The organism is Methylobacter tundripaludum SV96 (assembly GCF_000190755.2).
GTDB lineage: Bacteria > Pseudomonadota > Gammaproteobacteria > Methylococcales > Methylomonadaceae > Methylobacter_A > Methylobacter_A tundripaludum.
In genome coordinates this window covers 1372103-1386048 of record NZ_JH109153.1, presented here as the reverse complement: position 1 = coordinate 1386048, position 13946 = coordinate 1372103, and the positions used below count along the sequence as shown (strand labels likewise).

Annotated in this window: 11 protein-coding genes; 10 read left to right on the top strand and 1 reads right to left on the bottom strand. The window is 43.4% G+C overall.

The annotated features are described in order from the left end of the window. Positions 1–9 precede the first annotated feature (9 nt). Positions 10–2826, bottom strand: a complete 2817-nt coding sequence (gene uvrA / locus METTU_RS18965) for an excinuclease ABC subunit UvrA (protein ID WP_006893578.1) — start codon at positions 2824–2826, stop codon at positions 10–12. A gap of 89 nt (positions 2827–2915) precedes the next feature. Between uvrA and METTU_RS24135 the strand changes: the two genes are divergently transcribed. From METTU_RS24135 to epsG, 10 genes are all read left to right on the top strand, one after another. After that, positions 2916–3245, top strand: coding sequence for a hypothetical protein (locus METTU_RS24135; RefSeq protein ID WP_006893577.1), 330 nt, complete (start codon positions 2916–2918; stop codon positions 3243–3245). Positions 3246–3453: 208 nt separating this feature from the next. After that, positions 3454–4815 (top strand): MFS transporter, encoded by a 1362-nt coding sequence (locus tag METTU_RS18955; RefSeq protein WP_040581036.1) that lies wholly within the window; start codon positions 3454–3456, stop codon positions 4813–4815. An 89-nt stretch (positions 4816–4904) separates the two neighbouring features. Beyond that, a complete protein-coding gene (locus tag METTU_RS18950; RefSeq protein ID WP_006893575.1) occupies positions 4905–5399 on the top strand; it encodes a single-stranded DNA-binding protein in 495 nt (164 codons plus the stop codon). 1096 nt (positions 5400–6495) lie between these two features. After that, positions 6496–6675, top strand: a complete 180-nt coding sequence (locus METTU_RS18945) for a hypothetical protein (RefSeq protein WP_006893574.1) — start codon at positions 6496–6498, stop codon at positions 6673–6675. 171 nt (positions 6676–6846) lie between these two features. Beyond that, positions 6847–8283, top strand: a complete 1437-nt coding sequence (locus tag METTU_RS18940) for an undecaprenyl-phosphate glucose phosphotransferase (protein WP_006893573.1) — start codon at positions 6847–6849, stop codon at positions 8281–8283. A gap of 141 nt (positions 8284–8424) precedes the next feature. Beyond that, on the top strand, positions 8425–9162 hold the full coding sequence (locus METTU_RS18935; RefSeq protein ID WP_006893572.1) for a WecB/TagA/CpsF family glycosyltransferase: 738 nt from the start codon (positions 8425–8427) through the stop codon (positions 9160–9162). Between the two features lie 223 nt (positions 9163–9385). Continuing rightward, on the top strand, positions 9386–10552 hold the full coding sequence (epsL, locus tag METTU_RS18930) for an XrtB/PEP-CTERM-associated polysaccharide biosynthesis outer membrane protein EpsL (protein ID WP_006893571.1): 1167 nt from the start codon (positions 9386–9388) through the stop codon (positions 10550–10552). Between the two features lie 269 nt (positions 10553–10821). After that, entirely contained in the window at positions 10822–11637 is an 816-nt protein-coding gene (gene epsE / locus METTU_RS18925; RefSeq protein WP_006893570.1) for a polysaccharide export protein EpsE, read from the top strand. An 8-nt stretch (positions 11638–11645) separates the two neighbouring features. After that, positions 11646–13034, top strand: coding sequence for a chain length determinant protein EpsF (gene epsF / locus METTU_RS18920; RefSeq protein WP_006893569.1), 1389 nt, complete (start codon positions 11646–11648; stop codon positions 13032–13034). A 21-nt stretch (positions 13035–13055) separates the two neighbouring features. Beyond that, on the top strand, positions 13056–13937 hold the full coding sequence (epsG, locus tag METTU_RS18915) for a chain length determinant protein tyrosine kinase EpsG (RefSeq protein ID WP_006893566.1): 882 nt from the start codon (positions 13056–13058) through the stop codon (positions 13935–13937). The last annotated feature ends 9 nt before the right edge of the window (positions 13938–13946 follow it).

Sequence of the window (13946 nt, the reverse complement as noted above, 5' to 3'; positions counted from 1 at the left end):
AAATCCCCATCACTCAAAAAACCGCTTCAAATACACCCCAGTATGCGAAGCCTCATTCTCAGAAACCTGCTTAGGCGTACCCTCAGCAACCAGCGTACCGCCGCCGTCGCCGCCTTCCGGCCCCATATCGATAATCCAGTCTGCGGTTTTAATCACATCCAGGTTGTGCTCGATGACGATGACGGTATTGCCGTGATCGCGCAGGGTATGCAACACGGTCAACAATTGTTTGATGTCGTGGAAGTGCAGGCCGGTGGTCGGCTCGTCCAGTATGTACAAGGTTTTGCCGGTATCGCGTTTGGACAGTTCTTTAGCGAGTTTTACCCGCTGCGCTTCGCCGCCGGATAGGGTGGTCGCATTCTGTCCCAGGGTGATATAGCTTAAGCCCACTTCGACCAGGGTCTGTAGTTTACGGGCCAGCACCGGCACGGGGCTGAAAAACTCGGCCGCATCTTCTACCGTCATATCCAGCACTTGGTTGATGGTTTTGCCTTTGTAGCGTATTTCCAGCGTCTCCCGGTTATAACGTTTGCCGGCGCAACTGTCGCAATGGACAAAAATATCCGGCAGGAAATGCATTTCGACTTTAATCACGCCGTCGCCTCTGCAGGCTTCGCAGCGACCGCCTTTGACGTTAAAGCTGAAACGGCCCGGGGAATAACCGCGCGATCTTGCTTCAGGCGTTGCGGAAAATAATTCGCGTATCGGCGTGAACAGGCCGGTGTAGGTGGCCGGATTAGAGCGTGGCGTGCGGCCGATCGGGCTTTGGTCTATATCGACGACTTTGTCGAAATGCTCCAAACCTTCGATGGCGTCGCAGGGAGCGGGAATGACTCCGGCACGGTTGATTAGACGTGCCGCATGACAGTACAAGGTATCGTTTACCAGCGTCGATTTGCCGGAACCGGAGACGCCGGTGATGCAGGTCAGCAAGCCGATCGGGAATGAAATATCGACATTTTTCAGGTTGTTGCCGTGCGCATTGCGGATGACGATCTGTTTGTCTTGATCGACAGGCGTTAGTTTTTCAGGCACGGTAATGCCGATTTTTCCCGATAAATACTGCCCGGTTAACGAGTCCGGGGTGTTGATAATGTCTTCCAGCGTGCCTTGCGCAATGATGCGCCCGCCATGCACTCCGGCGCCGGGGCCTATATCGACAATATGCTGCGCCGAACGGATCGCATCCTCATCATGCTCAACCACGATCACGGTATTGCCGAGGTCGCGCAGGCGGAACAAGGTGTTCAGCAGGCGCTGGTTGTCGCGCTGGTGCAGGCCTATCGACGGCTCATCCAGCACGTACATCACGCCGACCAAACCTGCGCCGATTTGACTGGCAAGGCGAATGCGTTGCGCTTCGCCGCCGGAAAGGGTGTCCGCGCTGCGATCCAGCGTCAAATAGTCTAGGCCGACATTGACCAGGAATTCCAGCCGTTCCTGAATTTCCTTGACGATTTTTGCGGCAACTTCGCCGCGCTTGCCGGTCAGGTTCAGGTGCTTGAAGAAGTCCAGTGATTTGCGGATCGGGAAGCGGGTCAGATGATGCAGCGGCAAATCTTCAACAAACACATTTCTGGCCGACACGTTAAGCCTTGCGCCCTCGCAAACGTTACAGGGTTTTTGGGATAAATATTTAGCCAGTTCATCGCGCACCAGTTGCGAATCGGTTTCATGGTAACGCCGATCCATATTGGCGATGATGCCTTCAAAGCTATGATGCTTCTTTTTGACCGAGCCGGTACCGGCCATGAACTTGAATTCGATAACTTCATGGCCGCTGCCGTAAAGAATGATGTTCTGGGTTTCTTTGGACAGCTCGGAAAATGGCGCTTCCGGGTCGAAGTTATAGTGTTTGGCCAGCGAACAGATGATCTGATAATAATAGGCGTTGCGCCGGTCCCAGCCGCGAATCGCGCCACCGGCAAGACTGATGTCGGGGTTGTGGATAATCAGTTCGGGGTCGAAATGCTGGCGCACGCCCAGTCCGTCGCAACTGCCGCATGCGCCTTTGGGATTGTTGAACGAGAAGATACGCGGTTCCAATTCGGTCAGACTGTAGCCGCAATGAGGGCAGGCATAGCGCTCGGAAAACAGCAGTTCGGTCGCGTCATCGATGCAGGCGGCGATAGCGATACCGTCGGCAATGCGCAAAGCGGTCTCGAAGGATTCAGACAACCGCAAGGCGATGTCGTCGCGAACCTTGAAACGGTCGACGATGACTTCAATGGTATGTTTCTTTTTTAAATCCAGTACCGGCGGCTCGTCCAGGTCGTACACGGTGCCGTCGATCCGGGCGCGGATGAAACCCTGCGCGCGCAGGTCGTCAAGCAGTTGGATATGCTCGCCCTTGCGGTCGTTGACCACCGGAGCCAGCAGCATCCAACGCTGGTCGGGCGCTTGCGAGAGCACATGGTCAACCATCTGGCTGACGGTTTGCGCTTCCAGCGAAACCTGGTGTTCAGGACAACGCGGCGTACCGGCGCGGGCATAGAGCAGCCGTAAATAATCGTAGATTTCGGTGATGGTGCCGACGGTGGAACGCGGGTTGTGCGAAGTGGATTTTTGTTCGATGGAGATAGCCGGGGACAGACCTTCGATATGGTCGACATCGGGTTTTTCCATCATCGACAGGAACTGGCGGGCGTAGGTAGAAAGGGATTCTACATAGCGTCGTTGCCCCTCGGCATAAATAGTGTCGAAGGCGAGCGATGATTTACCCGACCCGGAAAGCCCGGTGATGATGATGAGTTGATCCCTGGGCAGGTCAAGATCTATATTTTTCAGGTTATGTGTTCTGGCGCCACGAATGCTGATCGTATCCATTAAATAAATCCGGCAATTTAAACAACCGTATAATATACGAGCAAAGCCGTATTAACACAAACGGCATACACACTGCTTAGGTTTAAATAATGCTCATCAACACCTTAAATTCATTCGTTTTTAAATATATCCGGTTTATCGAAATGCTCGGCGTGCTGATGCGCATTTTCAGTTTTTCACTGGTTAGTTGGATGGGGCCGGAAAGTCCGTTTTTGTTCGTCTGGGCTTTTAATACCACAGATGCGGTGATACTTTCCTGGTGCTCGATACTCAAGAAAGACAGTGCCTATACCTTGCTGAATGTGTTCTGGATTATGGTCGGCATTGTCGGGATGCTCAGGGCCAGTCAGATTTCGTTGACTGATTTTAAATCCGTCGGGTTGCATTTAATAACGCAGGTCATGGCGCTGGTTAGTTAAACGGCGGCTCAAGCACAAATGAGCGAGTTCGATAAATAAAGCTTGTTATAATGGACGCCATTAAAATAACGAGATAAACCACTGAGTTAGTCCGGCATTTGCAGCTGATTGTAAAGCCTGTACTCAACTGATTTTATTTTTCTTGATAATTCTGGTTCAAAAGGAGACGTTGGTTTTGGCAACAACACAGCAGGACATTACGAGTTCGATGACTTCATCGGAAAAACGCGCTACATGGTCTTTGGCAGGCATTTATGCTTTGCGGATGCTGGGACTGTTTATGATTTTGCCGGTGTTATCCTTATTTGCCGAACAGCTTGAAGGCTCAACGCCTGCGCTGATCGGCCTGGCGATGAGCATTTACGGCTTGCCCCAGGTTCTTTTGCAAATTCCTTTCGGTTTGCTATCCGACCGCTTCGGCCGCAAAAAAATCATTATTATCGGTTTGGTGATGTTTTTTATCGGCAGCGTGATTGCGGCACTGTCAACGACCATTTACGGGGTCTTGATAGGCAGGGCTTTTCAAGGCGCCGGTGCGGTTTCGGCCGTCATCATGGCCCTGGTGGCCGATCTGACTCAGGAAGTTCATCGCACCAAAGCCATGGCTATTATCGGAATCAGCATCGGCGGATCGTTTGGCGTAGGCATTATAGCCGGGCCTGTTATTTCTGGCTTAGGCGGTGTACAGAGTGTTTTTGGGGTAACCGCGGTGCTTACCCTGCTGGCTATTTTAGCGATTATTTATATCGTTCCCGATCCCCAGCAATCCAAATTGCATCGGGATGCGGAGTTCGTTCCCGAAGAAACGATGCAGGTGCTGAAAAATCCGGATCTGTTGCGCCTGAATTACGGCATTTTTACCTTGCACCTGATTTTAATGGCTATCTTTGTAGTGGTGCCTTCATTAATGCGGAAGGCGGGATTAATAGCCGGGCATGAATGGCAGGTTTATTTACCGGTTTTCGTTATTTCGATGGCGTTCGCCGTGCCGTTCGTGATTCTGGCCGAAAAGAAACGCAAAATGAAGCAGGTGTTTCTGGGCGCGATCGCGGTCCTGATAATGGCTGAATTGGGCTTGTCGGCAGTTCATCAAAATCTGGTCGGAATTATAGGCTTCTTGTGGCTGTTTTTTTGCGGCTTTAATCTGCTGGAAGCGACACTGCCTTCTTTAATATCGAAGACGGCACCGGCTGACTTGAAAGGCACGGCCATGGGCGCTTATTCAAGTTCGCAGTTCATGGGGCTTTTTATGGGCGGACTGGTGGGCGGCTGGTTTAACGGCGCGTTCGGAGTCACGGCGGTGTTTTTATTTTGCGCCGCTGCCGCATTCAGCTGGTTGGTGGTGTCCTTATGGATGAAGCCCCCCCGGTATGTGGCAAACCTGCTTATATCGCTGGAACAACTCAGCGAACAGGGCGCCAATGAATTTATTGCCGAAATGTTTAAAATCAGCGGTGTAGAGGAAATTACCCTGCATTATGAGGAAGCCTTGGTTTATCTTAAGGTTGATAATCAGAAACTGGATAAAGACCAGTTACAACGATTGATCACGCAATACGTCAATGCATAATCCGGTAGGGGCGGAGCTATCCGCTCAAAGGCGAGCATTCACAGGGCGAGCTCTACAAATGCTCAAGAAGAAAACAATGGGAGAAATAGATGCTTAATAAAGTGATGTTAATAGGAAGGCTTGGCGCCGATCCTGAGGTTCGTTATATGCCGAGCGGCGGTGCCGTTACGACAATTCGTCTGGCAACGTCCAGACGCTGGAAAGATAAGCAATCGGGTGAGCGCCGGGAAGAAACCGAATGGCATAGGGTGGTGTTTTATAATCGTTTAGCTGAAATCGCCGGTGAATATTTAAAGAAGGGCAGTCAAGCGTATATTGAGGGGCGTATCCGCACTCAGAAATGGCAAGGTCAAGACGGTCAGGATCGCTACACCACTGAAATCATTGCCGACACCATGAATATGCTGGATAGCCGTAGCGGCGGCACTTCCGAATTTGGCGGCGAGCAGCCGCAGGGCGGCTATTCCGCTCCTTCATCAAGACCGGCCAATCAGCCGCAGCAATCGGCGCCGCAAAGCAGTTCCGGTTCCATGCCGCCGCCACCGCCAAATTATGACGACTTCGATGATGACATTCCGTTTTAGGAGTCACCTGAGACATAATTTGTAAAGTATATCCAAGAAAGCCCCATTTACTGGGGCTTTCTTGTTATTAGAGATGTTAAGTTTTAATTGATCTTATTTTGTTAATAAGCCGCCATTAAAAAACGTAAAGAATGGCGATTATTATGTCTCATCAGTCAGCGGCTAAGCACATTGTGAATATAGGCGTTCGCGCCGGGCTAACGTACCCTCTTCTGAGGAACACTATTGTCAATAAGCGCCCAGTATTTATCAGTAAACTGCGTCATGATTGATAATGTAAAAATTATTATCATATTGTTTTCAAAGGTTTATTTTTTAATCGCTGGTAGAGGCTGGTACTGAAAGTGGTAACTTCTGCGCGCTGATTTACAATCCAGCCCAACGTGAATCATCCTATCTTCATCTAATCTTAATCAAACCAACAGGTTTCCTCTCATCTTGTTCATGTAAGCTTTACCCAGTCGTTGCGATTTGTGCGTAACGCTGGTCGCGATGATTGTGGGGATGAACGGTTTTCACCGTTCATCATTGAATACAAACAACGCCTCTTAATGTGTGGCACCGTACAGATGCCCGATAATTTTGCAGATAAAGTGTCGTTAAATAATTGGCATAAGGCCTGTAAACCGTTGTTGGGACAGCACCAGATTTTTAAGCGAATCCTTAGCCCGTTTGGATTTTGTATTTTGAACCTATCTCAGTAGGCCTTTCGTCCAGAAGTGTTGAAGGATTTTTTAGTCAACTGGAATAAGCCCTTAAATAAAGATTAAGTTATTAAACACCTTATTGGATATTTATCCGCATTTTTTGTGGTTTTGGCGTTAATGACTGCTGCAGGTTGTGCATCGACTCAAATGCGAAGGAACCGGCGAGTATGTTGACGATAGTGTCACACCAAGGTTAATGCGGCCATATTGGAAGAGCCCTACTTAAGGGTTCGCCGAGATCAACGTTCAAGCTTTTAAGAGTATTGTTCAATTGAGCGGATTTGTGTCTTCCAGTACCCATATTAAAAAGCAACTGAGATTGCCCATAGTGTCAATGGTGTGAAACCGGTCAAGGATGACATGCGGCTCAAATAAGCGAGAAAACTATCATGGAAACTATAGACAAAGCAGCTAAATTCGCAGATGAGCCTGTCGATAGCGTCGCCAGTGCGACTAATCGGACGGCGGAAGCATTTGACGAAAATGAAGAGCAACCGAAAAATGCCGAACAACAAACGATGAGCAATTATCGTGGTTATATACACGACAACCCAGCCCACCTAGCTTGAAAGCTAGATTGGCCGGCTTAGTATTGAGATGGTTTAGGGCTATTAAAGCTGTGTATACAACAAATAAGAAGGGTTGAGTGAGTTTGAAAAACAGATATTTTCAGTTCTTATGTAAGTATGTATTTTTTACTCATATGGGGAGCAGGTTTTCAATATTTAAGGAAATACACCATGTTCAATGATTTTAATGTATTACTTTTCAATAATAAGAACAATGGCTTTATTAGGCAACACAAGAGTGCGCTGGTCGCACTTGTCAAGACTTCTGATATATTAATTATAATTTGCTTGTTTAGTGCTTTTTTACGTTCGTCTTATTATTTTTTGGAGAGTAAACAGAATTTAATTTTACTTGTTGCAATTTTAGTTTTTGAGTTTTTTGCAACACTAAATAATCTTTATCTCATTCCACGAGGAGTGCGATTTTTATTTGTAATAAAAAACACAATAACGGCATGGATTTGCTCAGCATTTGTTGTAATGGTGACTATTAGTTTTTTTCCTGTTTTTGACGACACCCAAAAATACCATATATTCTTGTGGTTATTGACAACCCCGTTCGTTATCATTTTCTGGCATTTAATTATTAGGCTTGCGTTAAGTGCCCTAAGACTTAATAAAAAAAACATACGCCGAGTAGCGATTTTGGGCGCCACTACATTGGGTCTTGATTTGGAGAATATTTTAATAAAACAACCTTGGATGGGTTTTTCTTTTACCGGTTTTTTTGATGACAGAGCACCATTTTCTGATAAACGATTGGCTTCTGTTGATGTTATTGGAAATATTAAAGAGTTGATTGAAAAAGCTAAAAACAAGGAATTTGAAGATATATTCATTACGTTGCCCATGCAATCTGAAAAAAGAATTAAATCTATTCTTTCTGAGCTACGAGATACTTCTGTTGTTGTTCATTTTGTGCCTAATCTTGTGGCTTTTGATCTTGTTGGGGGAAAATTCGAAAACTTCAATGGAATACCTGTAATTAAAATATTCGATACGCCTCATGATGGCGGTGTCGATGGATTATCTAAAAGATTATTCGACTTAATTATATCCTCTTCAATTTTATTGGTTATTTTTATTCCAATGCTGGTGATTGCTTTAATGATTAAGCTTTCTGCGCCCGGTCCTGTTTTATTTATTCAGCGTAGATATGGTTTTCGTGGCGAAGAAATTAATGTTTGGAAATTTCGAAGCATGCGAGTTTGCGAAGATGGCCAAGATGTGACCCAGGCAACTCAAAACGATCCGCGTATCACAAAGTTCGGTCAATTTCTTAGAAAGTCATCTTTGGATGAACTGCCTCAGTTTATTAATGTATTGCAGGGTAGAATGTCAATTGTTGGTCCACGCCCACATGCTGTTGCTCATAACGAGGAATATCGCAGTCAAATTAGCGGGTATATGTTGCGACATAATGTTAAGCCCGGTATTACTGGTTTGGCTCAAATCAGAGGATTTAGAGGCGAAACGGATACGCTAGATAAAATGGAAGGGCGAATAAAGTCTGATTTGGAATATATTCACACATGGTCAATTTGGCTGGATATAGAGATTTTTATTATGACTATATTTAAGGGGTTCTTACATGAAAATGCCTATTAGGCTTTTACCCACGGATTTCTCATAATAAATTTACTTATTCGGGTATTGATTCCTGGGTAAGAAATAGAATCGGCGAAATTCTCTATTGGACTTCCAGTTATTTTAATAAAAAAACCGAAAGCCTGACGGCGTGGAGTATATGTGACAGATAAAAATTATTTATTTTTGGCTGGTTTTCCCGTTCTAAATACAACTGATGATGTATTGACCGACTATATATCTAGACGAATGGATGCATCGAAAAAAAGTGTGCTTTTTTTTGCCAATACTAATTTTATTGTTCAATGCAGACCTATATTGAAGCGCATGTGCAATGAGGACGTGGTCATTGTAAATGATGGCGTTGGGATGGATATAGCATCTTTGCTATTACATCAGCGGAAATTCAAGTCAAACCTCAACGGCACAGACTTTACGCCACATTTGCTGGAACAATCAGGTAAGGCTTTGCGCGTTTTTTTGTTAGGTTGTCAACATGAAGTGCTAAACAAAGCGGCTTATTTCCTTGTGCATCAGTTGGGTCAAGTTGTTGTCGGTAGTTGTGATGGATATGATGGTATAAGAAAAATGGATAATCTCGTCGATGTGATTAATGAATCACGGGCAGATATTGTACTGGTTGCTATGGGGAATCCAAAGCAAGAGGAATGGATCCTTGATCATTACAAACAACTGAACGCAAAATTTATTTCTGGAGTAGGAGCCTTATTTGATTTCTGGGCCGGAGATAAACCTCGAGCGCCAGATTATATAAGAAAAATTCGGATGGAGTGGTTTTACCGATTATGTATTGAGCCTAAAAGATTATTTAAGCGATATACGTACGATATTATTATTTTTTTAATATTTTGTATTAAATATAGAAATAAGAATGCATGATAAGCAGAAGCTATATAAGTCAAGTTTCTGGGTATCGTCTATTTCTCTGTGAGCGATTAAATGTAGATTTAATGCATAGCTATGATTAATATACAAATGTTTTTTAATTTTAAAATTAAACCTATTACCATTAATTTGTTCTCTATGGTGTCATATTAATAAAGCCGTCTGTCGTTTTGACTCACAGAAATCGGAAATAACCAAGTTTCTGATGCGATTTGTTATGTGTTATTTTTTTTCATACGTATTTACATGTCAGGCTTTAGCGGATAGCAATGATGTGTTTAATATGGTGTTAGGATCAACTTATAAGCATGACAGTAATGTATTTCGCCTATCTTCCGGACTCCAGCCGGCAGGTGCTGGTGCTCAGCGTTGGGATAATATATTGAGAACGGACCTTGGTTTTAAAATTAATAAAAACTATTCGTTGCAAACATTTAAAATTGACTATGCTTATGTGTTGACTAAATATAATAATGCCAAATTCCTTGATTTCAATGCAAGTAATTATAAAGCTGCTTGGCTATGGTCAGTCACGCCAAGTTTAAAAGGTAATTTATCGGCAGACAGAAAAGTAGAGATTATCAATTACCAAGACTACAGGACTACCGATTCGAAAAATATAAGAACCACTCAAGCGAAGGGATTCGATTTTGATTGGTCGCCACATAACAACTGGCACTTACTTGGTGGATATACGATGATGGATTCTATAAATAGTCAGACTTTTTTACCGGAAACAAGTTTCAAGCTAAATATGATCGATAGCGGCATTATGTATTCTTTTTCATCTGCCAGCTATGTGGCATTAAAGTTACGGCATAGTAACGCAGAAAATCAAACTGTTAACTTTGCAAGTTTTATTGGAAAAGGGTATATTGAAAATGAAGGAGTGCTTAACGCCTTTTGGGCGCTGACTGGAAAATCGAGAGTATCATCATTTTTTGGATATGATATACATACCGATAAAACTTTCTCCCTAAGAGATTATTCCGGGTACATCGGCGACATAAATTATGCTTGGGATATGTCGTCAAAAACAAACTTAACGATAGACTTGTCAAGGAAACTATCCTCATTTCAAACTGACTATAGCAGTTATTCAGTTCTTGATACTTTATCAATCAAGCCTACTTGGTCAGTAACATCTAAAATAATTGTAGGACTTAATGGGCAAATCAGCAAACGAGATTATCTAGGTAACGGGCCTATTACTTCTTTAAAAAGAGTGGATAACTCCTTGTCTTATGGTATGACTATTGATTGGGCGCCGCGGAATGCCATGATGTTGGGTATTAATGCCCAATATACCGATAGGGGTTCTAATGCTGTTGATGCCACCTATTCTGATTTTATGGCAGGTATTAATGGGAAACTTATTTTCTAATTAATAAATGTACAGCAGAAAATGGACATGTTTTGTCGTAATGGTAGTGGTGTAAAGTAGTAGGTATTAATTTATTGCTATGCACTTAGATGCCAGGCTGGTGGGTTATACATAAAGAGATGATCCAAGGCCGTTAACTAAGCCGACTCAGTAGAAATGACAAACAAACAGAAAACAAGGCAGTTAAAATTTAACTATTTAAATCAGGAGAGGCCGGTTTTAAATGGTTGCCTATTTAATTGCATAATTATTTTTTTAAAGGAAATATTGTGAAGCAGAATTTTTTTAAATTTCCTGTATTGATAAGCACAGTTATATTTTTAATTTTATCTTCTCTTGTGGCGAGTGCCGACGATAACGTTGATTATTTGCTGGGAACAGGCGATTCAATACGTATAAATGTTTTTCAGAATCCCGAGCTCTCGACTGAAACCCGAGTTTCTGAGAGTGGCGCTATAACTTTTCCATTAATAGGTGAAGTCAATGTGGGTGGCAAAACAATCCAAGATGCAGAGCAGAAAATTGCTCAGGCATTAGGTAGTGGCGGCTTTGTACAGCAACCGCAGGTCAATATTGTTTTACAACAGGTACGCGGTAATCAAGTGGCGGTATTGGGTATGGTCAATAAGCCAGGACGTTACCCGCTTGAAACATTTAAGATGCATCTAGTGGATGCTTTGGCAATCGCGGGTGGTGCTTTGCCCAATGGTTCGGATGTGGTTGTAGTCACTGGTGTTCGAAATGGCAAGGCATTCAAAAAGGAAGTCAATATTGCCGAGTCCTTTCTGTTGAAAGACGGGGAAGAAGAAACATTTGTGATGGCCGGAGATCAAATATACGTTCATCGTGCGCCGGTTTTTTATATTTATGGCGAAGTGCAACATCCGGACAGTTACCGAGTTGAAAGAAATATGACAGTCGTTCAGGCGCTAGCGAAAGGTGGCGGACCTACTGTGCGAGGTACGCAAAGAAATATGAAGCTGTATCGTAAAGATGAGAGCGGTGTAATAGATAAAACATCACCGGAACTTGGGGATTTAATACAAGCAGACGATGTGCTTTATGTGGAAGAAAGCCTTTTTTAGGGATACTTATGAATTTATTGCAGTTTTTATTAATATTAAAAGCACGATATAAAATTATATTGGTAACTTGTTTTATAACAGTTTTTACTGCGACAGTTATTACTATATTTTTGCCTAAAAGTTATAGCGCAACCACCTCATTATTGTTGAACTATAAAGGCATGGACCCGGTAACAGGTATGGTATTTCCAGCACAGTTAATGCCTGGGTATATGGCAACTCAAATCGAAATCATAAAAAGCAGAAATATTGCTCTTAAAGTTGTTAACCAACTGGGACTTACAAGACCCGAGGAGGCGAAAGAGCATTTTCATATTTCGAATAATGGTAAAAAAGATATAAATAATCTACTGGCTAATTTATTGCTGAGTAAATTGACTATTAAACCATCAAAAGAAAGTAGTGTAATAGAAATTACGTTCAGTAATCCAGATCCGGATTTTGCAGCTATAATCGCGAATTCATTCGCAGATAACTACCAACAAGCAAGTATTGAGTTGAAAATAGAACCCGCGCAAAAAGCTGCCGGTTATTTTAGTAAACAAATAATAATTCTAAAAGATAATCTAGAGCAAGCTCAAGCAAGATTGACCAAGTACCAGCAAGAAAAAGGTATTACCAATCCAGAGCAAAATTCAGATGTTGAGATTATGCGCTTGAATGAATTATCTTCGCAATTAAGCGAAATTCAGGTAGCTGCTATTGATGCTCAATCCAGACAGAGTGCGGCCAGAAATCACGCGTCAGAATCGCCGGATGTCGCCATCAATCCAATAGTACAGAAACTCCGTTTGGATGCTGCGAGCGCTGAATCAAAGCTGGCAGAAATATCGCTACAGTTAGGCGAGAATCATCCGCAATACCAATCAGCTAAGGCCCAGGTCAATAAAATAAAAAGCCAACTTCAAGTTGAAATATCACGCGTTGCCAACAGTATAAGTAGAAGTTCAAATATTACCGAGCAACGTGAAGCAGAATTGCGTGTACAAGTTGAACTTCAGAAACAAAAGGTTTTAGAACTTAATCGAACCAGGGATGAGTCGACTTTGTTGAAGAAGGATGTTGAAATTGCGCAGCGTGCAATGGACACAGTTACTCAACGATTTGGCCAGACAAGAATAGAGGGAGAATCAAATCAAAGTGATATTGCAATTTTAAATCCTGCAATTCCACAAGAAACACCTAGCAGTCCTAAAGTTTTTCTAAATATAGTATTAGCATTCGTTATGGGTGGAATACTTGGAATTGGTTTTGGATTTTTAGCAGAGCTGTTTGATAGACGTATCCGTTGTCGAGAAGATATTGTTAATACTCTGGATATGCCAGTATTAGCAATCATAGTATCCAAATCAAAAAACAAGGATATTAATCTACTGACAAACCAAACATACCAGTGATTATCTTCAGGGTAGGAAAAAATGGACATCGTTAATATAAAGAAAAAGTCACTTTCTATACATAATACTGATAGGCGTGATTCAAATATAGGTAAGTTACTCCTAGACCTAGGCAAAATAAAACCTGAAGATGCTGAGCGCGTACTTCGTCTGCAAAAAGAAGAAGGTATACGTTTCGGCGATGCGGCACAGAGGCTTGGATTAATCTCCGATGCAGACATCATGCAAGTGTTGTCTTTGCAGTTTGATTATCCTTATCTGCAACTAGATCAATGTGCTTTCAGTAAAGATCTTATTGCAGCCTATCAGCCTTTTTCGTCGCAGGTAGAAGCGTTAAGGGCGCTGCGTAGTCAATTGATACTGCGCTGGTTTAATGAAAAAAATAAGGCTTTAGCGGTTATCTCGGTGACCCCGGGGGATGGTGGCAGTCATCTGGCTGCCAATCTGGCTGTCGTATTTTCTCAGTTGGGTGAGAAAACCTTATTAATAGATGCAAATCTTAGAGAGCCCGTTCAACACAAAATATTCAATTTGACTGAATCGCGTGGGCTGTCGGATATTTTAGCCGGACGTTCAGCACCGGATATCGCCACTAAAATAGAGTCTTTTGTGGATTTGACGGTTTTAGGTGCAGGGACAACGCCTCCTAATCCTCAAGAGCTATTAAACCGCTCAAATTTTACCGACTTTATGCGTCAAGCCGTCGCCGGTTATGACGCGGTTATTGTGGATACGGCGCCTGCGGCAGAGACCTCTGATGCATTAGCGGTGGCAAGTCGTTGTGGTGGCGCAATATTGGTAGCAAGACTTAATCAAACCCGTCTGGCAAAGTTAAAGAATATTCAGGATCAATTAACTATTTCCGGTGTTCAAATAGTAGGAGCAGTCGTTAACGACTTTTAACGCTTAGAT